The organism is Serratia sp. CY38905, assembly GCF_052168875.1.
GTDB lineage: Bacteria > Pseudomonadota > Gammaproteobacteria > Enterobacterales > Enterobacteriaceae > Serratia > Serratia sarumanii.
In genome coordinates, this window is the sequence record NZ_JBJNLV010000007.1 from 185,686 (window position 1) to 208,338 (window position 22,653).

At 61.3% G+C, this 22,653-nt stretch carries 22 protein-coding genes; 4 read left to right on the top strand and 18 right to left on the bottom strand.

What is annotated here, in order from left to right:
- Positions 1-2: 2 nt before the first annotated feature.
- The 6 genes from ACJ8MK_RS16565 to ACJ8MK_RS16590 form a co-directional block, all read right to left on the bottom strand.
- On the bottom strand, positions 3-986 hold the full coding sequence (locus ACJ8MK_RS16565) for a substrate-binding domain-containing protein (RefSeq protein ID WP_033635841.1): 984 nt from the start codon (positions 984-986) through the stop codon (positions 3-5).
- 49 nt (positions 987-1,035) lie between these two features.
- Positions 1,036-1,854: a DeoR/GlpR family DNA-binding transcription regulator gene (locus ACJ8MK_RS16570; protein WP_004931653.1), complete on the bottom strand. Its 819-nt coding sequence runs from the start codon at positions 1,852-1,854 to the stop codon at positions 1,036-1,038.
- 311 nt (positions 1,855-2,165) lie between these two features.
- Positions 2,166-3,491, bottom strand: a complete 1,326-nt coding sequence (locus tag ACJ8MK_RS16575) for an MFS transporter (RefSeq protein ID WP_033635842.1) — start codon at positions 3,489-3,491, stop codon at positions 2,166-2,168.
- Positions 3,488-4,141, bottom strand: coding sequence for a hypothetical protein (locus tag ACJ8MK_RS16580; protein ID WP_442517903.1), 654 nt, complete (start codon positions 4,139-4,141; stop codon positions 3,488-3,490). The genes ACJ8MK_RS16575 and ACJ8MK_RS16580 overlap by 4 nt, the downstream gene beginning before the upstream one ends.
- A 49-nt stretch (positions 4,142-4,190) precedes the next feature.
- Positions 4,191-5,537 carry an amidase gene (locus ACJ8MK_RS16585; RefSeq protein ID WP_442517904.1) on the bottom strand — a complete coding sequence of 449 codons (1,347 nt, stop codon included), beginning with the start codon at positions 5,535-5,537 and terminating at the stop codon, positions 4,191-4,193.
- Entirely contained in the window at positions 5,537-6,250 is a 714-nt protein-coding gene (locus ACJ8MK_RS16590) for a DUF2848 domain-containing protein (RefSeq protein WP_033635845.1), read from the bottom strand. Before ACJ8MK_RS16590 ends, ACJ8MK_RS16585 begins: the two co-directional genes overlap by 1 nt.
- Positions 6,251-6,412: 162 nt before the next feature.
- On the opposite strand from ACJ8MK_RS16590, the gene ACJ8MK_RS16595 reads away from it, so the two are divergent.
- Complete coding sequence (locus tag ACJ8MK_RS16595; RefSeq protein ID WP_170929847.1) at positions 6,413-7,057, top strand: GntR family transcriptional regulator; 645 nt, start codon at positions 6,413-6,415, stop codon at positions 7,055-7,057.
- Positions 7,058-7,280: 223 nt separating this feature from the next.
- On the opposite strand, the gene ACJ8MK_RS16600 is transcribed toward ACJ8MK_RS16595, so the two are convergent.
- The 4 genes from ACJ8MK_RS16600 to ACJ8MK_RS16615 all read right to left on the bottom strand — a co-directional run bounded on the left by ACJ8MK_RS16600 (position 7,281) and on the right by ACJ8MK_RS16615 (position 9,034).
- On the bottom strand, positions 7,281-7,598 hold the full coding sequence (locus ACJ8MK_RS16600; RefSeq protein ID WP_101427320.1) for a BrnA antitoxin family protein: 318 nt from the start codon (positions 7,596-7,598) through the stop codon (positions 7,281-7,283).
- Positions 7,561-7,881, bottom strand: a complete 321-nt coding sequence (locus ACJ8MK_RS16605; protein WP_101427321.1) for a BrnT family toxin — start codon at positions 7,879-7,881, stop codon at positions 7,561-7,563. The genes ACJ8MK_RS16600 and ACJ8MK_RS16605 overlap by 38 nt, the downstream gene beginning before the upstream one ends.
- 76 nt (positions 7,882-7,957) lie before the next feature.
- Entirely contained in the window at positions 7,958-8,704 is a 747-nt protein-coding gene (locus tag ACJ8MK_RS16610) for an SDR family oxidoreductase (protein ID WP_049232308.1), read from the bottom strand.
- A 96-nt stretch (positions 8,705-8,800) separates the two neighbouring features.
- On the bottom strand, positions 8,801-9,034 hold the full coding sequence (locus ACJ8MK_RS16615) for a hypothetical protein (RefSeq protein ID WP_033635850.1): 234 nt from the start codon (positions 9,032-9,034) through the stop codon (positions 8,801-8,803).
- Positions 9,035-9,223: 189 nt separating this feature from the next.
- On the opposite strand from ACJ8MK_RS16615, the gene ACJ8MK_RS16620 reads away from it, so the two are divergent.
- Genes ACJ8MK_RS16620 through ACJ8MK_RS16630 form a run of 3 tightly spaced genes read left to right on the top strand, consistent with a single transcriptional unit; the run spans position 9,224 to position 11,830 of the window.
- On the top strand, positions 9,224-9,883 hold the full coding sequence (locus tag ACJ8MK_RS16620) for a response regulator (protein WP_033654056.1): 660 nt from the start codon (positions 9,224-9,226) through the stop codon (positions 9,881-9,883).
- A gap of 4 nt (positions 9,884-9,887) precedes the next feature.
- Positions 9,888-11,306, top strand: coding sequence for an ATP-binding protein (locus tag ACJ8MK_RS16625; protein ID WP_442517905.1), 1,419 nt, complete (start codon positions 9,888-9,890; stop codon positions 11,304-11,306).
- Positions 11,303-11,830, top strand: a complete 528-nt coding sequence (locus tag ACJ8MK_RS16630; protein WP_197806940.1) for a GNAT family N-acetyltransferase — start codon at positions 11,303-11,305, stop codon at positions 11,828-11,830. The genes ACJ8MK_RS16625 and ACJ8MK_RS16630 overlap by 4 nt, the downstream gene beginning before the upstream one ends.
- A gap of 10 nt (positions 11,831-11,840) precedes the next feature.
- On the opposite strand, the gene ACJ8MK_RS16635 is transcribed toward ACJ8MK_RS16630, so the two are convergent.
- The 8 genes from ACJ8MK_RS16635 to ACJ8MK_RS16670 all read right to left on the bottom strand — a co-directional run bounded on the left by ACJ8MK_RS16635 (position 11,841) and on the right by ACJ8MK_RS16670 (position 22,337).
- Positions 11,841-12,806, bottom strand: coding sequence for a quinone oxidoreductase family protein (locus ACJ8MK_RS16635; protein ID WP_197762599.1), 966 nt, complete (start codon positions 12,804-12,806; stop codon positions 11,841-11,843).
- 108 nt (positions 12,807-12,914) lie between these two features.
- Positions 12,915-15,794 carry an aminomethyl-transferring glycine dehydrogenase gene (gene gcvP, locus ACJ8MK_RS16640; RefSeq protein WP_004931634.1) on the bottom strand — a complete coding sequence of 960 codons (2,880 nt, stop codon included), beginning with the start codon at positions 15,792-15,794 and terminating at the stop codon, positions 12,915-12,917.
- Between the two features lie 92 nt (positions 15,795-15,886).
- Entirely contained in the window at positions 15,887-16,273 is a 387-nt protein-coding gene (gcvH, locus tag ACJ8MK_RS16645; RefSeq protein WP_033635856.1) for a glycine cleavage system protein GcvH, read from the bottom strand.
- A gap of 46 nt (positions 16,274-16,319) precedes the next feature.
- Positions 16,320-17,417 (bottom strand): glycine cleavage system aminomethyltransferase GcvT, encoded by a 1,098-nt coding sequence (gcvT, locus tag ACJ8MK_RS16650; RefSeq protein WP_060438412.1) that lies wholly within the window; start codon positions 17,415-17,417, stop codon positions 16,320-16,322.
- Positions 17,418-17,924: 507 nt separating this feature from the next.
- Positions 17,925-19,127 carry an FAD-dependent 2-octaprenylphenol hydroxylase gene (gene ubiI, locus ACJ8MK_RS16655; protein WP_039567268.1) on the bottom strand — a complete coding sequence of 401 codons (1,203 nt, stop codon included), beginning with the start codon at positions 19,125-19,127 and terminating at the stop codon, positions 17,925-17,927.
- Between the two features lie 79 nt (positions 19,128-19,206).
- The gene (gene ubiH, locus ACJ8MK_RS16660; RefSeq protein WP_442517906.1) at positions 19,207-20,385 is read right to left on the bottom strand and encodes a 2-octaprenyl-6-methoxyphenyl hydroxylase; all 1,179 of its coding nucleotides are present in this window, start codon (positions 20,383-20,385) and stop codon (positions 19,207-19,209) included.
- Position 20,386: 1 nt separating this feature from the next.
- Positions 20,387-21,703 (bottom strand): Xaa-Pro aminopeptidase, encoded by a 1,317-nt coding sequence (pepP, locus tag ACJ8MK_RS16665; protein WP_101427325.1) that lies wholly within the window; start codon positions 21,701-21,703, stop codon positions 20,387-20,389.
- Positions 21,704-21,758: 55 nt separating this feature from the next.
- The gene (locus ACJ8MK_RS16670; protein ID WP_033635861.1) at positions 21,759-22,337 is read right to left on the bottom strand and encodes a YecA/YgfB family protein; all 579 of its coding nucleotides are present in this window, start codon (positions 22,335-22,337) and stop codon (positions 21,759-21,761) included.
- Positions 22,338-22,653 lie beyond the last annotated feature (316 nt).

A 22,653-nucleotide genomic window follows, 5' to 3' on the forward strand; every position in this document is an offset into this window, starting at 1 on the left:
GATTACAGCCCCATCTTCACCAGCTTCGGCAGGTTTTGCTTATCCAGGCTTTCAGTGGCGTTGCCGAGAATGGTGTGCTGCTGCGCATCCACCTGCACCTTGCCCATGCCTTCGATGGTCATGCCGTCGGTGATTTTTTCTCCCTTGTGCATCATGTCGGCGATGCGCACGAACACTTCGCCCGCCACCATCGGGTTCCAGATGTAACCGCCCTTGATGGCGCCGCGATTGACCAGCGAAGCGCCCTGGCCCGGGCTGAACGGCCCGATGACGCAGATATCGTTGCTTTTGCCGCGGTTGAGCACCGCGCGACCGGCGCCGATCGGCCCCTGCGATCCGAACGCCAGCACGCCTTTCAGATCGGGATATTTGGCCATCAGATCGTTGGTGGTGCGCACGCTGTCATCCAGCGATTCCCCCACGCCGAACTTGTCGCCCACCAGCTGCATGTTCGGGTAGTGCTGCTTCTGGTAGTTGATGGCCGAGTCCGACCAGGTGATATGCAGCGGCACCGTCAGGCTGCCGACGTACACCGCGTACTTGCCCTGCTCTTTCATGCAGGCGGCCAGCGCTTTCATGTGGTTGACCCCGTGCTGCGAGGCGTCCACCAGCTCAAAGTCCCAGTCGGCGTACTTCTGGCCGGGGGATTCGTGCACGATCACCTTGATGCCCGCCTCCTGCGCGCGCTTGAGCACTGGCTCCAGCACCCGGGCGTCGTTCGGCACCACGCCAATGATGTCCACCTTCTGCGCGATCAGATCTTCGATGGCGCGCACCTGCAGCGCCGGATCCGCCGCCGTCGGCCCGACCATCCAGGCGTCGATGCCGCGTTTGGCGCCTTCGCTTTTAATGCCGGCCTCCATGGCGTTGAACCACGGAATGCCGCCGATCTTCACCACCACGCCCATTTTCAGCTTGTCCGCCGCCTGCGCGGATAGCGACAGCAGCAGCGAGGCAAACAGACCGACCAGTACGGATTTTTTCATTGTTCTCTCTCCACAAGTGTTGGCTGTAAATAAGGGGGTTTCGTTGTTGTTATCGCGCCGCCCTTTTCGCGGCGGGTGAAACTTCAATCACGTCGACGTTGTTCCAGGCCAGTTCCTGACGAAATTCGTCGTCGCTGAGCCGATCGGTGATTAAGGTATCTATCTCCCGGTAGTGGCAGATGCGCGCGAACGAGCGGCGGCCGAACTTGTTGCTGTCCACCAGCAGGAACTTGCGTTCCGACGCCAGCAGCATCTGCTGCTTCAGCCGCGCATGGTGCTCGTTGCTTTCGCGGATGCCGCCGTCCTGGCAGATGCCGTGGCAGGAGAAAAACAGCTTGTTGATCACGAACTCTTTCAGCATCTGCTCCGCCAGCACGCCGATAAAATCCTCATACTTGGCGGAATACTCGCCCCCCAGTCCGATGGTGCGCACGTTGGCCTTGCAGGCCAGCGTCTGGATGATGTGCAGCGAGTTGGTCAACACCACCAGCGAGATATCCGGCAGTTGGCGCGCCAAAAACCAGCTGGTGGAGCTGCTGTCCAGCAGCAGGCAATCCCCCGGCGCGATAAACTCCAGCGCGCGTTTGGCGATGCGCGTCTTCTGCTCCGGCGCCTCATTGCTGCGCTGGCGGAAAGATTCCCCCTGGTCTATCTCGGCGGGCACATAGGTTTTCTCCACCGCCGGCGGCTCGACGAACACCGCGCCGCCGTGGCTGCGCAGCAGCAGGCCGCGCCGTTCCAGCAAGGCCAGATCACGCCGCGCCGTCTCGATAGAGATGTGGCACAGCTGCGCCACCTCCTGCACCATCACGCGGCCGCGCTGGCTCAAGACTTCGGTGATAAAACGATGACGTTCTACAGGCAGCATGTTTCTTTTCTCCTCCACGACGTTGATTACGATATCGATTTGCCGCGCCGCGTTTTGCGCGCAGACGCAAAGCGCATCGCCCCGCGATCGGTCAACGATGGCGGTGTGATAGTTGTCAAAAAAATCGGGAGGAAAATGAAATGAATAATTATGAAAGTGTGGAGTAACAGGCAGTTATGATGCGCGTGCGTCTTAGGCAGACAGGAGAGAAACGGTAAACGGTCACAATTCCACGTTCCGCAACATGACCGTTAATGACCGTTTTTGTGGTTTTGACCGAACGCCGGGCCTAAAGTAGCCCGGCATTCTATTTACAGCGGCTTATGCGCCGTTTCCCGCGCCGCCCATACCGCCCAAAGCGTGATAAGCAGAGCCAACGCAACATAGGCGGAAATCGCCAGCGTGCTGTCGTAAGATTTAAACAACGAAGTGATGATCAGCGGGGCAAAGCCGCCACCGATAATCCCCGCCAAGGTATAGGCTAACGACGATCCGGCATAACGCACCCGTGTCGGGAACTGTTCCGTGATGAATGCCGCCTGTGGCCCATACATCGCCGCATGGATCAACAGCCCGATCACCACTGCCGTGCAGATCAACACCGGTTGACTGCTGTCGAGCAGGACGAAGAATGCAAACGCCCACGCGATCGCCGCCAATGCACCGCCGATATACACCGGACGACGGCCGAAGCGATCCGACAAGGCGCCAAACAGCGGTACCGCGACGGCGTTACCTATCGCCCCCAGCATGGTGGCGCCCAGCGCCAGCGGGCGCGGCAGATTCAGCACGGTGGTGACGTAGGTCAACGTGAACACGACCACCAACGCATAGAGCACGTCAGAGCCGATACGCGATCCGCCGGCGATCAGCAGTGGGCGCATGTGCTGCGTGAATACTTCGCGGATCGGCGACTGCGTAACATCTTTCGATGCCTCCAGTTGCAAAAATGCCGGCGTCTCACCCACCCCCCGACGCAGCCACAAACCGAAGATGACCAGCACCAGACTCAGCAGGAACGGGATCCGCCAGCCCCATTGCTGGAAATCGTCCGCCGACATCGCCAACGTCACCAGCGTAATCAGGCCGGTGCCGATCAGCGAACCGCAGGACGGCCCTACCTGAGCAAAGGACGCGTTGCGCCCGCGCTGATGCGGCTTACCGTGTTCCATCGACAACAGCACCGCCCCCGCCCATTCTCCGCCCAGCGCAATGCCCTGAATAAAGCGCAGCGTCACCAGCAGCAACGGGCTCCAAATCCCCCAGCTGGCATAGCCGGGCAACAATCCCATCAGCGCCGTGGTCACGCCCATGATCACCAGCGTGGTGACCAGCACAAAGCGCCGCCCCAACACATCGCCAAGGTGGCCGAACACGATGCCACCGATCGGCCGGGAAACATAACCCACCGCGTAAGTGGAGAACGCCAGAATCGTGCCCACCAGCGGATCGAACGATGGGAAGAATACATGGTTGAAAATCAACGCGGCCATGATGTTGTAGACGGTGAAATCGTACCATTCCAACGCCGTGCCGATCGAGCTGGCCGCCGCCAGCTTGCCGGTATTGGGCGGTGCGGCGGCACTTTCTGCGGCCGGCGCGGCAGCCTGTGCCGTTTCAGTGGTGTATGCGTTCATGATGTCAGCTCCTGTGCGGTCAGTTGCCAGCCAAGGGCATAGTGCCAGGCATCGGCGGCGGGCATGTTCAGCGCTTCAGCGGCCTGCTCGCTTAAACGCAGGCCGGCTTCGGCGTCGCTGCTTTCGATCAATAGCATCGGCAGTATTCGGCGGTTTTCTCGCGATTCTTTCGGCAGCGGGGAACTGAGTTCGGCATCCGGCGTTAACAGGCTGCTGCGCACAAAGCCAGGCTGTTCAGCCAGCCGCGCGCCCAGTTGCAAGATGCGGGCATGCAGCGCTTCCGATGCCGCCGACGGCAGCACGAAGATACAGAGATGACTGCCGCACCCTTGGCCGGTGACCGCCTCCACCGCACACACCCGGCGCATTGGATCACGCATTTTCTCCAGGCTGGCCACCGACCAAGGCGTTTGGTGTTGAAACGCGGCGCGATAGGCTTCGGAGGTAAAACTGGCCAACGATTCGGTTTTATACAGCCCCAAATATTGACGCCCGCCCTGCAATGCCCGATAGCGTGTGCCGGATAAAAAGCCGGGCACCCGCACCCGCTCCTCCACGTGTTCGCGGTCATACCAGCGATTGAAATCCGCATCATCCTGCGTGGCGACATCCGTCGCGACAAACAGCATTCCGTTCGGGGAATCGTTCATGGATATTCTCCTGGTCATCTCAAAAGGCAGGCCTGCGCCCACCGGAAAATCACGCCTCGGCAAGACGGCGTTCGATCGCCAGCGCCCATCCCAGCAGCGCCTCATCACACATCGGCAAGCCCGCCAGCATCAGGCCGATCGGCGCGGCGCCCGGCCGCTGGCAGGGCAAGGACAGCGCACAGCCATCGAGGAAATTGACGATCGCGGGATTGCGCAGCATCAGTCCGTTGCAACGGAAGTAGGCATCATCCGCCGCCAGCTCGCCGATAGTTGGCGCAATCATCGGCACGGTCGGCATCAGCAGAGCGTCAAACCTCTGCAGCTCCGCCGTAATCCGCCGCTGCCAGTCGGCGCGTTGCCGCTGCAACAGCTGCAGATCGGCGTCGCCCAAGGATGCACCGCGGCGAATGCGCGACAGCACCCGCGGGTCATAGCCCTCGGCCCGTTCAGCGATCAACGCTTGATGCCAGCGCCAGGACTCCAGCGCGGTGAAACCACCGTTGGCATTGATCGCGGCCAGTTCGGCGAACGCCGTAGCGGGAATGAATTCAATCTGCGCCCCCGCCTGAGACAGGCATTGCAGGCTGCGCTGGAATGCCTCGGCAACCGCCGGCTGCAGTTCATCCAGCACCACCGTTTGCGGCACGGCAAAATGCGCCTGCGCCAAGCTTTTTTGCGGCACCCGCAGCGGGCTGTCGGCAATCAGTGCGTCCAGCGCAATACAGCTGGCGACGTCATGAGCAATCACGCCGATCGAATCCAGCGAAGGCGACAGCGGCAATAAGCCAGCGTCATTGATGCGCCGTGCAGTGGGTTTATACCCGGTCAACCCGCACAGCGCGGCGGGAATGCGTACCGACCCGCCGGTATCGCTGCCAATCGCGCCCAGGCACATGCCGTCGGCCACCGCCACCGCCGCACCTGAAGAGGAGCCGCCGGGAATGCGTGCCGCCTGGCGCTCCCAGGGATTGGCCGGCGTCCCGTAATGCGGGTTGATGCCCAGCCCGGAATAGGCAAATTCCGTCATCGTCGTTTTGCCCACCACCACCGCGCCGGCTTGCAACAGCCGTTCCACTACCGCAGCGTGCTTTTCCGCGGGCGGCGCGTCGGCTAACACGCGCGAGCCCGCCGTGGTCACCTCACCGACCACGTCAAACAGATCCTTGATTGAGACAGGCACGCCATCCAGCGCCGACAGCGGCGAGCCGGCGGCACGCCGCCGATCGGAGGCCTGCGCTTGCCGTTGCGCCCACTCGGCGTAGGTTCGCGTAAACGCGCGCGCCCCCTCTCCCCGCTCATCGGCGATCTGCGCCAAAGCGGCGGCGGTCAGCTGCGCTGCGGTGAACTCACCGCTAGCCAGGCCGGCGCTGGCCTGCATCAACGTCTGCTTTTTCATCACGCCACCACCGGCAGTTCAATGCTGCGATAACCGTGACTGATGGTGCGCCCAAGCACATCGTCCACCAGTTCCATGCGAAACTCGCCGGCCGGTCGAATGCCGCCGATCGCCGCTACCGTGCCGCAAGTCATCGCCAACCCGTCGGGCGTTTGCGGTTGCGCCAGCCCGCACTCCGGCGGCTGCATACCGGTGAAGTAACGCTCCAGCAAATCACCAGGCGTACGCAGCGCGGCAAGGCTGCCCTGTTGATACAATCGCCATTCGCCCTCTTCCTTGATCCACGAACGCAAGATCAAACTGTCCCAATGTTCCAGCACCTCCTGCAGCGGCCAGGCTGCTCGCGCCACCGGTTTAACGCAAATCTGTTTCGACAGCGCCACGCTGTGCGCTTCGAGTTGACGATCGGTGTGATCGGACGCCAATGACACGAACAGCTCGCCGCGATGGGCAAAAATCAGCGGCTCCGCTTCGCCGGACGTCGCGTTGCCAATGACTTCAATGGTCTCTTGCTGGCTCAACTGATTGGCGGCAACGCGGTAAAACAGGGGGATTGCACTGGGCTGGGGCACGCCCAGCTCGGCCAATTCACGAATATGGTGCAAGATCGCTTCGCGATCGCGTCCGGTCCAACCGGCGATCACCAGATGATCAATCTCAACATTCAACGTCGCCGCGCCACGGGATTCAGGTAAAGTGAAGGTCAGTCTCATGGCAGTTTCGCCCCTCTTGTTAAAACACTGTGAAATTTCACTATATCTTTAGTTACCAAATAAGCGATTTTCATGCCATGTTTTTGTGTACTATGTCTAAAAACTTTCTTCTTGCAGGAGCAAAACGTGAAGACTGTTGACGCAGAAAGCCCGCAGCGCCCGATGACGGAAGAAGCCGGCGTCTCACTGAACGAGCTGGCCTACCGGCGCTTCAAACAGGCGCTGGTCACACTCAGCTACAAGCCGGGCGAATATCTCAATACCGCGCAGGTGATGAACGATCTGGATATGGGCAGAACGCCGATCAATCAGGCAATCCACCGCTTGGCCAACGAGGGGTTACTGCAGGTCATCCCGCGCAAAGGCGTGATGGTTTCACCGTTGTCGATGGACGATGCGTTGGAATTGATCGAAGTAAGGCTGGCTAACGAGATGCTGTGCATGCAGCTGGCGAGCCAGAGGATTACCGAGAGGCAAATCGCGACGCTGACCGAACTCAATCGGCAAATCGAAGCCGCGAGCCAGGAGCGAGATAGAGTGCGAATGATGACACTCGATCATGAGTTTCACCAGGAGCTGGCGCAGATCGCCGGCAATAACATGCTGGCGGATATCCTGAGTGTGCTGCACGCCAGGGCACAGCGTTTTTGGGCCAGCACCCTGTCGCGGGAAGGGCATATGCGCGAAGTGATCGACGAACACCGGGCAATTATCGCCGCGCTGGCCGCACAAGACAGCGCCGCCGCCGCCGAGGCCGCGCAGGCGCATATCCTGTCATTCCGCAGCGCGCTGCTGCACGACGGGTAACCCCGCGGCGCATGATATTACCGGGAATAGTTATGATGACCCTGTTCTGCCGATGAGCAGGAGATAAACGGTAAACGGTCACATTTCACGTTCCACGGAATGACCGTTTTATAGTTTTGACCGAGCTCCGTCGAGAGGTGGCCGACGTTGGTAGGCGTTGCCTTAAAAAACAGCAAAAAAATCCGGTGAGAATCTCACCGGACCGTTAGCCACCTGACACAAATTATTCCTCGTGCTCATGCTCTTTCAACATCGCCTCACGCAGCACAGCGTTCAGGCGTTTCTGATAGCCCTTGCCTGGCCGCTGGAGCCAGGCCAACACATCCGCATCGATTCGGATGGTTTTCGATACTTTCATCGGTTTATAAAAACGCCCCTGAACCGCAGCCTGCCACTTCTCCTCACCCAGGGCCAGGGCATCGGTATAATCGATATCCTCATCCGGCAGCGCGCTCAGTGAAGCAATTTGCGCTTTCTGCTCCTCCGTCAACGGAGGGAGTACGCTATGCGCCAGATTTTTGGCTGAATTTTTGCGCTTCATATCTTCCCCTCTCTTTGGCATCGGCCTTGCGTGCTGAAATGATGCGCACGATCTCTACGGCATCGCCTTCGACATCCTTTTCGGTCGTCGTATGTGCCACCAGCAACAAACAGGAGCCGACCATACCGAGCGTTTGCCAGCGTTCTTCTCCATCCTCAATCCTTTCCAGCACGGCCAAATGGTTGGGATCCAGAAAAACCCGTTGCGCAATCTCAAAACTGACGCGGTGTTTACACTGGTTACTGTGATTTTTATCCTGATTCCATTCAAAATGAACATACATTTTTGTAACTACATTTTGATTGTTATTTAATCAAAATACACTCCGCACGGCGGGATGTCAAAACCCCCTCATGCGTTCAACGCCCGCCGGCGGCCTCGATAAAAGTGCCGGTCACGTAAGACGCGGCGTCAGACAGCAGCCAGGCGATCGCCTCCGCCACTTCCTGCGGTTGGCCGCCGCGTTGCATCGGCAAACTGTCCTTCACGCGATCCACCCTGCCGGGCTCGCCGCCGCTGGCGTGCATCTCGGTATAGATGAATCCGGGCCGCACGCCGTTGACGCGAATGCCCTGCGCCGCCACCTCGCGCGATAACCCGATGGTCAGGGTATCGACGGCGCCTTTCGAGGCGGCGTAATCGACGTATTCCCCGGCAGCCCCCAACCGGGACGCCGCGGAGGAAACGTTGACGATCGCGCCGCCCTGCCCGCCATGGCGCAGCGCCATGCGCTTCACCGCCTCGCGGCAACACAGGAAGTAACCGGTAACGTTAGTGCTCAGCACCTGATTGATGCGCTCGGCGGTCAACTGCTCAATGTTCGCCTGCCGGAACAGAATGCCGGCATTGTTGACCAACGCACTGAGCGTGCCCAGCCGGGCGTCCAGCGCGGCGAACATCGCCATCACCTGCGCTTCATCGGCCACGTCGGCCTGCAACGCCAGCGCCTTGCCGCCCTGTGCCTCGATTTCCGCCACCACCTGCCGCGCCGCGCTTTCGTCACGCAGGTAATTCACGCCCACTGCATAACCCTGCCGGGCCAGCAACAACGCGGCCGCACGGCCAATTCCCCGGCTCGCGCCGGTCACCAATGCCACTTTCGTCATACTGTTTTTTCTCTGGTTAGCGATGTCAACACAGCGGCCTGCATGCAGACGCCCCGTTTGCCCGTCAGAGTATAGAGCTGCGCCCTAAAAAGCGCTTCAAAGCTGAGCCAGGCGGCGCAGCTGCTTTTTAATCCGCGCTTTGACGCAGCCGTAGGCGTCCGACGTCGCTGCCTGATGCCCCCGTTGCAAGCCGGCAGCATGCGGGCCATTGTCGCTATGGCTCTGCGCATCGCCGCGAAAAGACAGCGTCAACAGAACGAGCAGCGTCGCCACGCCTGTATATATCAGCCGCCGCGAGGTGCCCGCGAGCGGGGAACCGTCAGTCTGCATGTTTCGCGCCCTCTGTCATGATTTCGAATGGCTGCAAAATAACTGAAATTCCCTCTTGCTCCCTTAACGCGAGATTAAAGCCAGATTAAGGTTTGCTTAAGAACGTGCAGGCAGTGCAGGTTTCCCCGTTGTCTTCCCGTCAACGTTATAGTTAGATAAGCGCGACTCAAAGATCTCAGCGGAAAAAACGTGAACATACTGTTGGTGGAAGACGACCTGCAATTAGGCAAGGCGCTGTGCCGCGCATTGGAGCTGGCCGGTTTTAATTTATGCTGGGTGCGCCTGCTCGCCGACGCGGAAAATAAACTTTCATCCGGCGGGTTCGATTTGATGCTGTTGGATCTCACGCTGCCGGACGGCGACGGTTTGCAGAAGCTGATCGCCTGGCGGGCCGCCGGGCAAAATATCCCGATCATCATCCTGACCGCTCGCGACCGCATCGAAAGCCTGGTGAACAGCCTGGACTCCGGCGCGGACGACTTTCTGGCCAAACCCTTTGCGCTACTCGAACTCATCTCGCGCGTCAAGGCGGTCAACCGGCGTATGGCCGGCTTTGCTTCGCAAACCTGGAGCCTCGGCACGCTGTATCTCGATCCGGTCAACCATCAGGTGACGCTGGATAACGAGCTGCTGATGCTGTCGAAAAAAGAGTATCACCTGCTGCATGAACTGATGCGCTGCGCCGGCACCGTGGTGCGCAAAGCGGTGTTGGAGCAGCGGCTGTTCGGCCACGGCGACAGTGTGGAAAGCAACTCGCTGGAAGTGCACATGCATAATTTACGGCGCAAGATCGGTAAAGAAAGGATTATTACCGTACGCGGCATTGGTTATTTGCTGAAGAAAGAGTAGCGGCATGATCGGTTTTAAATCCTTCTTTATGCGCACCATTATTTTCCAGGTGCTGGCCATTTTATTATTGTGGGGGCTCCTCGTCGCCTGGGTGAAATATTGGTATTACCCCGACATGGAGAAATATTTCGATAATCAGCAACGCATCGTCGCCGCAGGCATCGCCAATATTCTCGATGAAACCGGCACTGACAATATCGATTATCTCGGCATCATCAAGACCATTGAAGGCATGTACATTGATTCCATCAATAATGGCATGCAGGATCAAATCGACTATCACCCGCTGTTCGTGGTTTATGATCGGGAAAACCGGATGCTTTACAGTTCGCTGACGCAGGGAGAACCGCTGCGCCTGCCGCCTTCGGTGCTGTCCGGCTCCGTTAAATACGCCGGCGCCAACTGGCATCTCGCCGGCAGTTGGAGCGAAAAGCGTCAGTATCGGGTCATCGTCGGCGAATCGTTCAACGATCGCACCACGCAGTTCGGCAATCCGGCGGAAAGCACCGCCGTACCGCTGCTGGGCATTCTGGCAGCCATCATCGTCACCTTGTTATTTACCGCCTATTTCAGCCTGCGGCCGCTGCGCCAGATCGCCCGCACCATCTCCGATCGCCAGCCGGGCAACCTATCGCCGATCAATGTCAGCGAGCAGTATCAGGAAATCCGGCCGGTGGTGGTGGAGGTCAACAAACTGATGGCACGCATCGACGCCGCCAATCAGCGCGAGAAACGCTTTATGGCCGATGCGGCGCACGAACTGCGCACGCCGATCGCCGCCGTGCTGGCGCAGCTGCATCTGCTGACCCAGGTCAGCGAGCAGCAGGAGCGCCGGGAGATCATCGGCGACATGCAGCAGGGGCTGGATCGCGCGGCGTCGCTGTCGCGCCAGCTGATCAACCTGGCCAAGCTGGAGGCGGAAGATTTTCCGCTGAAAATCGAGGCGGTGGACATCTACGCAGAGATCGGAAAATGCATCGCGCAGCACGTCCCCTATGCGCTGGAAAAGGATGTGGAACTCTCGCTCGACGGCAGCGAGGACGTGGTGGTAACCACCGATCGCCCTGCGCTGATCGCCATCTTCACCAACCTGCTGGATAACGCACTCAAGTACGCGCCGCCCGGCAGCCGCATCGAAGCCCATATCCGTTCACTGGCACCGCTCGGCTGCTATATTACGTTGCGCGACAACGGCCCCGGAGTGAGCGAAGAGCACCTTCCGCGCCTGTTTGAACGCTTTTACCGCGTGCCCGGCACGCAGCAGACCGGCAGCGGACTGGGATTGGCCATCGCCCGGAACCTGGCCGACAAGATTGGCGCGCAGCTGCGCGTCACCGAAGGCCTCGACGATCGCGGCATCGGTTTTATTATCGATTTGCCGGAAAGTTACCGGCCACAGACTGAGAGTGAACAACGATCATGAGCGCCCCTGTCCTGCTGCAACGGCAGCAACTCGACCGACTATGGGATATTGACCGCAGCGAAATTATCGACACCCTGTATCGCCTGCAGGACGGTAAACTGCAAGCCTACCCGGACTACTACGACGTGCGCGGTTGGGATCCGCACGACCGGGAAACCTATACGCCGATCCATGAAGCCTGCTTCGATCGCGGCGGCGCGTTCTTCGCGCGGTTCGAAGGCGAGGAGATCGTGGCGGCGGCGGCGCTGGACACCGAGCCGCGCGGCCCGCAGCGGGATCTGCGCCAGCTGCTGTTCTTTTACGTCAGCGCGCACAAACGCGGCCAGGGATTAGGCAAGCAGCTGTTCCAGCTCTGCCTGCGTCAGGCGGCGCAAGAAGGCGCCGCCGGGCTGTACGTCTCCTCCATCCCCAACAAAAGCACCGTAGACTTCTATCTGGCGCAAGGGTGCCGGCTCATCGAGCGCCCGGATGCCGAGCTGTTCGCCCGCGAGCCGGAGGATATTCACCTGGTCTGCCCTTGCTAGCGGCAGGAACTTAGCGGGCGATGCGTATCACCGAACGCACGTCGCTTTTCTTGTTCAGATCCCATACCTCGGCGATCTCCGCCAGCGCGTGCTCCTGCGTCTCGATAGTGAGCGCGCCCGTCGCCGCCAGCGCCAGAATTTCGGTCGCGTAGCGCTGCATCTCCGGGATCGGCGGGAAGTTGCCGGTGCCGCTGCCGAGGATCTGCAGCTGATTGCTGCGCAGCACCGCCGCCGGCAGCCGGATGTCCGGCGCGGCCATCGAGCCGACGTTGACCAGGCGAATGCCGCGCCCGCCGGCGTAAGACGAGAGATCGTGATTATTGAGCGTCGCGAGCAGCGCTTCGGTCGCCGGACCCCAGATATAATCGACGATCACCTGATAACCGCCCGGCCCCGCCGCCGCCGCGAAGGCCTGCGTCAGCGCCTCGCCCTGCAGGCTCAGATCCACCGTGGCATCCACGCCCAACGCTTCCAGCACGCTCAGCCGACGGCCGGCGGCAACGATGCGCCCGGCTCCCGCCTGACGCGCCGCGGCGACCGCCAGTTTTCCCGAAGTGCCGGTAGCGCCGATGATCAGCACCGTTTCACCGGGCTGCAGATCCGCCCGCCAGCGCAGCGGCAGCCAGGCGGCGAAGGCCGGATTGATCAGCGCCGCCGCCGTGGCGTCGTCCACCTCCTCCGGCACCGGCACCGTCCATGACGCGACGCTGCGCTCAGCCATCGCGCCGTAAGGGCGGCGGAAGGAGGCGAAATACACCCGTTGCCCGTCGGCCGTCCGGCCCACGCCGTCGGTGCCGGGCACGATCGGCAGCTGCTTGGGGCTGGAGTAATGGGTGCCGGCGACGGTGGCGCGATCCAGCTGTTTGATACCGGCCGCCAGAACGTCGATCGGCACTTCATTCGCCTGCGCCTGAGGCTCCTCAAAGGTGCCGAAAACCGGGGCTTGCCCCAACGCTGTTACGATTGCCGCTTGCATGGTGACTCCTCAAATCGTGGGAACGTACGGGAAAGAATAGGCCGCAATAAAATAAAAAGGGACACCGCATGATGCGGTGTCCCCCGAACACAAACTTTGCCGAACGTGTTATTCGTAGTCGCTCATCGGCACGCAAGAGCAGAACAGGTTACGGTCGCCGTACACGTCATCCAGACGCTTAACGCTCGGCCAGTACTTGTTCTCGCGCACGCCGGCCACCGGGAACACCGCCAGCTCACGGCTGTACGGGTGCTGCCAGTCGTTAACCAGCTCAGCCTGCACGTGCGGCGCATTCACCAGCGGGTTGTCTTCCAGCGGCCATTCGCCTTTGGCGACGCGGTCGATCTCGCTGCGGATCGCCAGCATCGCATCGATAAAGCGATCCAGCTCCACTTTGCTTTCCGACTCGGTCGGCTCGACCATCAGCGTGCCCGCCACCGGGAACGACATGGTCGGCGCGTGGAAGCCGAAGTCGATCAGGCGCTTGGCGATGTCCATTTCGCTGATACCGGTCTCTTCCTTCAGCGGACGAATATCAAGGATACATTCGTGCGCCACGCGGTGATCGCGGCCGGTATACAGAATCGGATAGGCGTCTTTCAGGCGGGTAGCGATGTAGTTGGCATTCAGGATCGCCATCTGGCTGGCCTGCTTCAGGCCTTCCGCGCCCATCATGCGGATGTACATCCAGCTGATAGGCAGGATGGAGGCGCTGCCGAACGGCGCTGCGGAAACCGCGCCCTGCTGGGTGGTTACGCCGTCGATCTGCACGACGCTGTGGCCCGGCACAAACGGCGCCAGGTGCGCTTTCACGCCGATCGGGCCCATGCCCGGGCCGCCGCCGCCGTGCGGGATGCAGAAGGTTTTATGCAGGTTGAGGTGCGAAACGTCCGCGCCGATGTAGCCTGGCGTGGTGATACCCACCTGGGCGTTCATGTTGGCGCCGTCCAGATACACCTGGCCGCCGAACTGATGCACGATCTGGCACACTTCGCGGATGGTTTCTTCATACACGCCGTGGGTCGACGGGTAGGTCACCATGATGCAAGAGAGCTCTTCGCCCGCCTGCTCCGCCTTGACGCGCAGATCGTGCAGATCGATGTTGCCGTTCTTGTCGCAGGCGACCACCACCACGCTCATGCCCGCCATCTGGGCGGAGGCCGGGTTGGTGCCGTGCGCGGAGCTCGGGATCAGGCAGACGTGACGGCCCGCTTCGTTGCGGCTTTCGTGGTAGCGGCGGATCGCCAGCAGGCCGGCGTATTCGCCCTGCGCGCCGGAGTTCGGCTGCATGCACACCGCGTCATAGCCGGTCAGTTGCACCAGCCACTGAGACAGTTGGCCGATCATCTGCTGGTAGCCGGCAGCCTGCTCCGGCGGGCAGAACGGGTGCAGCTCGGAGAATTCAGGCCAGGTGATCGGGATCATTTCCGCCGCGGCGTTCAATTTCATGGTGCAAGAGCCCAGCGGGATCATCGCCTGGTTCAGCGCCAGATCCTTGCGCTCCAGGCGATGCATATAGCGCATCATCTCGGTTTCGCTGTGATAGCGGTTGAATACCGGGTGGGTCAGGATCGGATCCTGGCGCAACATGGCGGCCGGGATCGACTGACTGTTCTTGCTCACCGCCGCGTCCAGCGCGTCGATGTCCAGGCCGTGGTTGTCGCCGGCCAGCAGTGCGAACAGCGTTTGCACGTCTTCACGCGAGGTGGCTTCGTCCAGCGTGATGCCTACGGCGCCGTGGATATCGGTACGCAGGTTGATGCCGAAGCTCAGCGCGCGTTCCAGCACCGCCGCTTTGTCTTTCACTTCAACGGTCAGGGTGTCGAACCAGGTGTTGTGGCGCAGCGTCAGGCCGGCCTTCTGCAGCCCGGCGGCCAGAATGTCGGTCAGGCGATGGATACGCCCGGCGATGCGCTGCAGCCCCTGTGGGCCATGGTACACCGCGTACAGGCTGGCGATGTTGGCCAGCAGCACCTGCGAGGTACAGATATTCGAGTTGGCCTTTTCGCGGCGGATATGCTGCTCGCGGGTCTGCATCGCCATGCGCAGCGCGGTGTTGCCGGCGGCATCGCGGGAAACGCCGATGATGCGGCCCGGCATCGAGCGCTTGAACTCGTCGCGGCAGGCGAAGAAGGCGGCGTGCGGGCCGCCGTAGCCCATCGGCACGCCGAAGCGCTGCGCGGAGCCGAACACCACGTCGGCGCCCTGCTTGCCCGGCGCGGTCAGCAGCACCAGGGCCATAATGTCGGCGGCCACGCTGGTGATGATTTTGCGCGATTTCAGTTCGGCCAGCAGCGCGCTGTAGTCGTGCAGCTCGCCGGTGGTGCCCACCTGTTGCAGCAGCACGCCGAACACGCCGTCCAGCTCCAGCACTTTTTCCGCTTTATCGACGATGACGTCGAAGCCGAAGGTTTCGGCGCGGGTGCGCACCACGTCCAGCGTCTGCGGATGCACGTCGTCAGCCACGAAGAAGCGGTTGGCGTCTTTCAGCTTGCTGGCGCGTTTGGCCAAGGCCATCGCTTCGGCGGCGGCGGTAGCTTCATCCAGCAGCGAAGCGGAAGCCAGATCCAGGCCGGTCAGATCGAGGGTCACGGTCTGGAAGTTCAGCAGCGCTTCCAGACGGCCCTGCGACACTTCCGGCTGATAAGGGGTGTAAGCGGTGTACCAGCCCGGATTTTCCAGCATGTTGCGCAGGATCACCGGCGGCGTCAGCACGGCGCTGTAGCCCATGCCGATATAGGATTTGTAGCGCTGATTCTGCGAGGCGATCGCCTTCAGCTCAGCCAGCGCCTGGTGTTCGGTCGCCGCGTCGCCGACCGGCGGCGGCCCCGGCAGCTGAATGTCCGCCGGCACGATCTGTTGGATCAGCGCGCTGAGCGAGCGAGCGCCCACCGCTGCCAGCAACTCCTGGCGTTGTTCCGCAGAAGAGCCGATGTGGCGTTCGATGAACGCTTCGCTGTGTTCGAGTTGGCTGAGTGTCTGGGTCATTGCTACAAATTCCTGAATGCTTGCGTGATACGGGATATAGCTTGAGCGGTAACTAAAACGCCCCGGCCAAAAGGCCTGGGGCGTGGTCACGATTACTCGTCGATCGAGGCCTGATAAGCCGCGGCGTCCAGCAGGTTCGCCAGCTCGCCTTCGTCGGCGGCTTTAATCTGGAACAGGAAGCCGTCACCGTAAGGCTCGCTGTTCACCAGCTCCGGGGAGCTTTCCAGCTCGCCGTTCACCGCCACGATTTCGCCGCTGATTGGCGCGTAAATGTCCGACGCCGCCTTGACGGACTCCGCCACGGCGCAATCTTCACCGGCGGCGACGCGGCGGCCCACTTCCGGCAGATCGACAAACACCATATCGCCCAGCAGTTCCTGCGCGTGTTCGGTGATGCCTACGGTGTAAACGCCGTTACCTTCTGCACGAACCCACTCGTGGGAGGATGCGTATTTCAATTCTGTTGGCACATTGCTCATCGCCGGTTACTCCTTCGAAGAAATAAAAGAATCAATCAATAAAAAATCAATTTGTCAGCGGCTTGCCGGCGCGAACGAAACCGGGCTTGGTCACTTTGACCGGCATTTCACGGTTGCGGATCTGCACGATGGCCTGCTCGCCGATGCCCGCCGGCACGCGCGCCAGCGCGATGCTGAAGCCCAGCGTCGGAGAGAACGAACCGCTGGTGATCACGCCTTCGTGGGTTTGCCCCGCCGCGTCGGTGAAACGCACCGGCAGCTCATTACGTAATACGCCTTTTTCCGTCATGATCAAGCCGACCAGTTGCTCGGTGCCCTGATCGCGCTGTTGTTCCAGCGCTTCACGGCCGATGAAACGGCGATCTTCCGGCTGCCAGGCGATGGTCCAGCCCATGTTGGCGGCCAGCGGCGAAACGCCTTCGTCCATCTCTTGCCCGTAGAGGTTCATGCCCGCTTCCAGACGCAGCGTGTCGCGCGCGCCCAGACCGGCCGGCTTGACGCCCGCGGCCAGCAATTTTTGCCAGAAATCCGCCGCCTGCGCTTTCGGCAGCGCGATCTCATAGCCGGCCTCGCCGGTGTAACCGGTGGTGGCGATGAACAGCTCGCCGGCCTGTACGCCGAAGAATGGCTTCATGCCTTCAACCGCGCTTTTTTGTTCCGGGGTGAACAGCGTGCCGGCGCGCTCTTTGGCCTGCGGGCCCTGCACCGCGATCAACGCCAGATCGTCGCGTACCGTCAGCGCAACGCCATACGGCGCAGCGTGCTCTTCGATCCAGGCCAGGTCTTTGTCGCGGGTGGCGGAGTTCACCACCAGGCGGAAATAGTCTTCAGTGAGGAAATAAACGATCAGGTCGTCGATCACGCCGCCGGAGGCATTCAGCATGCCGGTGTACAGCGCTTTGCCGGGTTGGGTCAGTTTGGCGACGTCGTTCGCCAGCAGGTAGCGCAGGAATTCGCGGGTGCGGGCGCCGTGCAGATCCACAATGGTCATGTGAGACACGTCGAACATGCCGGCATCCTGACGCACCGCGTGGTGCTCATCAAGCTGCGAGCCGTAGTGCAGCGGCATCATCCAGCCGTGAAAGTCTACCATGCGCGCACCGCACGCCACGTGCTGGTCGTACAGTGGGGTTTGCTTTGCCATCTTTTCCCTCTTTCCACTCGTCGCTAGAAGTTAGGGTGCTGCCACGCAATGCGGCGGAGCCTGGCTCGCGGCCCGATCGCCATGGCGCACTGACTGCTCAACACAAATGCTGCGCCGGGACGGGCGGAAACTGCGTGCAACCGCCGTGACGCAAACGATACCTTTCCCTCGAACTTATCACCGAACGACCACATTAACCATAAGTTAAAATAGGCTCATCGCCGTTCCGGGGCGGTAAAATGCCGGGCTAGTGTGCAGAGTTTTTCACTGGAAAAATGCGCTTTAAGGCACAAAATTAACAATTAAAGCGGCAAAACTCCGAAGTTATATAACAAACCGACGGCCGCACATGAGATTCCGACTTTTGATAACCGAACATGGAATTAGAAAAAGTAATGATAAAAAGCGGCTGAAATTAGATTATTTCAAATGAAGGGTTATATAAGGAAAGACGATGGCATAAGGCAAGAAGCGCGAGCCCGCGGAGGGCTCGCAGAAGGCAGGATGTCAGGCAAGCCACTCGGGCAGATCGTTCAGGCCCATCGCCTGACGCACCAGCTTCGGCTTGACGCCCGGCAGGCTGTCCGCCAGCCGCAGGCCCACGTCGCGCAGCAGCTTTTTGGCCGGGTGATTGCCGTCGAACAGTTCGCGGAACCCCTGCATGCTGGCCAGCATTACCGCCGCGCCATGTTTGCGGCGGCGCTCATAGCGGCGCAGATAGAGGTGCTGGCCGATATCCTTGCCCTGCCGCTGCAGGCGGCGCAGTTCGGAAATCAGCTCGGCGGCGTCCATAAAGCCCAGATTCACGCCCTGCCCGGCCAACGGATGCACGGTATGCGCCGCATCGCCCACCAGCGCCAGGCGGTGCGCGGCGAAACTGCGCGCATAGCGGCCGGTCAGCGGGAACGCCAGCCGTTCGCTTTCCAGGCTGCAAGCCCCCAGGCGCATGTCGAAGGCCATCGCCAGTTCGCGGTTGAACTGCGCCGGTTCCAGCTGCTTGAGCCGCTCGGCCTCTTCCGGCGTCACCGACCAGACGATGGAGCTCAAATGCGGATCGCTGAACGGCAGGAACGCCAGAATGCCGTCGCCGTGGAAAATTTGCCGCGCCGTCGCCTGATGCGGCTCTTCGGTGCGAATGGTGGCGACCAGCGCATGGTGGCGATAATCCCAGAAGGTAAGCGGAATGTCGGCGTGCTGGCGCAGCCACGACTGGGCGCCGTCGGCGCCGATCATTAGGCGGGCGGTCAGCATGCGGCCATCCTCCAGCGTGACGAAAGCGTCGTTCTCGCCCCACGCCACCTGCTTGAGCGCGGCCGGGGTAATCAGCGTGATGTCCGACAGGCTTTCGGCGCGTTTCCACAGCGCCTGCTGGATCACCGAGTTTTCGATGATGTGGCCAAGATGGCTGAAGCCGCACTCGTCGCCGCGGAAGGCGATTTTGCCGAAGCTGTCGCGATCCCACACTTCCATCGCGTTATAAGCGCTGGCGCGCAGCTGGAGAATGTCATCCCACACGCCGATATGCTGCAGCAAACGCTCGCTGGCGGCATTGATGGCGGAGACGCGCAGCGCTGGCTGCTCCGACGGCGGCGCCATGTCCGGCTGGCGCTGCTCCAGCACCGCCACGCGCAGCCCGCTGCCCTGCAGGCCGCAGGCCAACGCCAGCCCCACCATACCGCCACCGGCGATAATCACGTCAAATGATTGCATGCTGCTCGATTTCCTTAATAACGCGCGACGCCTTGCCGCGCCGCGTTTTGGGCGCGCCACAGGGCGCCCGATTCTGTGTCTAACGTTCCACCCAGCCCAGCGTGCGCTTGGCGAAGGCGTCGCGCACCGCCGGCAAACGCTCCATCGCCATCAGCCCCAGGTTGCGGCCGACCACCAGCGGGGCATAACGGTTGGCGAACAGGCGGATCAATCCGTCGGTCACGCCGATCGTCGCCTGCTGATCGTTTTGCCGCCGCTGCTGATAGCGGCTCAGCAGCGCATAACCACCGGCGTCTTCGCCGCTGTCCATCGCTTCTGCCAGCGTTTCCGCCAGCGACATCACGTCGCGCAGACCGAGGTTGAACCCCTGCCCGGCGATCGGATGCAGCGTCTGCGCCGCGTTGCCCACCAGCGCCAGACGATGGCTGACATGGCGATCGGCGGTCAGCAGGCTGAGCGGATAGCTGTGCCGTTTACCGGCCTTGAGGATGCGCCCCAGCCGCCAGCCGAAGGCCTGTTGCAGCTCGGCGATAAAACGCTCGTCGTCCCAGGCATCCACCCGGGCGCGATCTTCGCGCGCATGGCACCACACCAAAGAACTGCGCCCCTGCGACATCGGCAGCAGCGCCAGCGGCCCGTAGCGGGTAAAGCGCTCGAAGGCGCGCCCCTGCGGATCTTCCGCCGTGGTGACGTTGGCGATGGTGGCGAACTGCGGATAGTCCTCCTGCCGCCACTGCACGTTGCAGGCCTGCGCCAGCGCCGAACGCGAACCGTCGGCCGCCACCAGCAGTTGCCCGCGCAGGCGCAAACCGGTATCCAGTTGTACTTCCGCCCGCTCGGCGGTGCGAATCACGTCCACCACCCGCGCGGGGCAGTGCAGCGTAACGCCCGGCGCCTTCGCCAGCAGCGCGAACAGCCGCTGCCCGGCGTCATGCAGTTCGATCACCTGGCCGAGCGCATCGACCTGATAATCCTGCGCCTGCAGATTCACGAAACCGGCGTGGCCGCGATCGCTGACGTGCACCTGAGCGATCGGCGTAGCGCAGTCGCGCAGCGCCGGCCAAACGCCGATGCGCGCCAGCTGTTGGCAAGTGCCCTGCGCCAGTGCGATGGCGCGGGCGTCAAAGCCCGGATGGCTGCGGTCATCCGGCCGAGTCGCCTCGACCAGATCCACCGCCAATCTTCCCTGAGTAAGCGACGAGATAGCCAGCGCCAGCGTCGCGCCCGCCATACCGCCACCAACGATAATTACGCTCATTTTATGACCTTTCCGCCGCCATCAACGCTTCGATGGCATCGGCGTCTTTCACTACGGTAGCGGTCAGGTTTTCATTGCCGTCGGCGGTGATCACGATGTCGTCCTCGATGCGGATGCCTATGCCGCGGTATTCCGCCGGCACGTCCGCATCCGGCGCAATGTACAGCCCCGGTTCCACGGTCAGCACCATGCCCGGCTCCAGCAGCCGATCGCGGCTCGGCGTGCCGTAGTGGCCGACGTCGTGCACGTCGAGGCCCAGCCAGTGGCTCAGCCCGTGCATGAAGAACTGCCGGTGCGCCTGCTCGGCGATCAACTGATCGACTTCACCTTTCAATACGCCCAGTTCCACCAGCCCGACCACCATGATGCGCACCACTTCGTCGTTGACTTCGCGGATGCTGGTGCCGGGTTTAAACAGTTCCAAAGCGCGCTGCAGCGACGCCAGCACGATGTCGTACACCGCGCGCTGCGGCTTGCTGAACTTGCCGTTGACCGGGAAGGTGCGGGTGATGTCGCCGGCATACCCCTGGTACTCACAACCGGCGTCGATCAGCACCAGATCGCCATCGCGCATCTGGCTCTCGTTCTCGGTGTAGTGCAGGATACAGCCGTTTTCGCCGCTGCCGACGATGGTGTTGTAAGACGGGTAACGGGCACCGAGGCGGGTGAATTCATGGTGAATCTCCGCTTCCAACTGGTATTCGAACATGCCCGGGCGGCATTTTTCCATCGCGCGGGTGTGCGCCAGCGCGCTGATCTCACCGGCGCGACGCATCACCGCCAGCTCTTCCGGCGATTTGAACAGGCGCATGTCATGCAGCCACGGCCGCCAGTCGGTCACGGTGGCCGGCGCCTGCAGATTCTGGCGGAACCCCTTGCGCAGCTTGTCCAGCGCGCCGAACAGGATCTGATCGGCATAGGCGTATTCGCCCTGCGCGTGATAGACCACGTCCAAGCCGTTGAGCAGCAGGTGCAGCTGGTCATTGATTTCATCGAACGGCAGCGCGCGATCCACACCCAGCTTCGCCGGCGCGGCGTCTTGCCCCAGACGGCGGCCAAACCAGATTTCCGCCGTCAGATCGCGCACCCGGTTGAACAGCACGCTGTGGTTGTGCGTTTCGTCGCTTTTGATCAGCACCAGCACCGCTTCCGGCTCATTGAAGCCGGTCAGGTACCAAAAGTCGCTGTTCTGCCGATAGGGATAGTCTGAATCTGCACTGCGCGTCGTTTCCGGCGCAGAGAAAATAACCGCCGCGCTGGCCGGCGCCATTTTCGCCAACAGCGCCTGACGGCGGTTGTTGAATTCCTGCTGAGTCATTACCTTCTCCTGAAATCATGCCATCCGCATCGCCGGCGGAGGGCCGATAGGACGTTTAGTGCAACGTCGGTTTGATGTTTTCCGGCGCCGTTGGCTTGTGACGGGTGAATTCGCCGTAGCACATGATGGCGGCAACCCGCACATACTCCGCCACTTCTTCCAGCGACTGCTCCAATTCTTCCTGATCTTCGTCTTCGTCGTAGCCCAGCTGCGCGATGTTGCGCAGATCGTCGATCGCTTCACCGACTTCGTCTTTCACCTGGGCCAGCTTGGGCTGCATCATGCCTAGCCCGAGCAGGAAGTGGTTGACCCAACCGGCCAACGCGTCGGCGCGATCGAACACGCTGACGGCTTCCCCTTCCGGCAACATCAGTTGGAACAGGAATTCGTCGTCTTCCAGCGTTTCGCGCGTCACTTCATACAGCTGTTGCAGCGGTTGGCTGAGCGCCTGCGGGAAGGCGACGCCTTCGTTGGTCAGATCGTGCACCAGCGCCTGCCAGCCGGCATCACGGCTGCCGCCGCACAGCAGGCCGCTGATCAGGCCGTGCATTTCTGCCGCGGTCAGCGCCACCGACTGCTGGTTGAGGGCCACGGTCAAAGATTGGTAACTTGGAAATGTATTCTGTATAGACATGCGCATTCGTCATCGTTGGCAGGATAAGTTCGTGTTATGCTACCACCAAGGTCCGTCGCTATACCAGATAAGCGCGACACCTCAGTGGCTAGTTATAATCGCGATGTGGCAGGTTTCACACTGCGCCGGCGGGTGACGAAAGTGCGGTAAATACGCATTTTGAAACCCTTTTTTGACTGGCAATGTGCGCCACAGTAGATTACAACCAGGTACTGAAAAAGGGGTTGTATCTTGGTACCGAGGTATATATAGTGGCGCCCGCTTTGACGGCCCGGCCAGGGCGGACAAGGCTGGCGCGAAATTTAGGCAGGAAGGT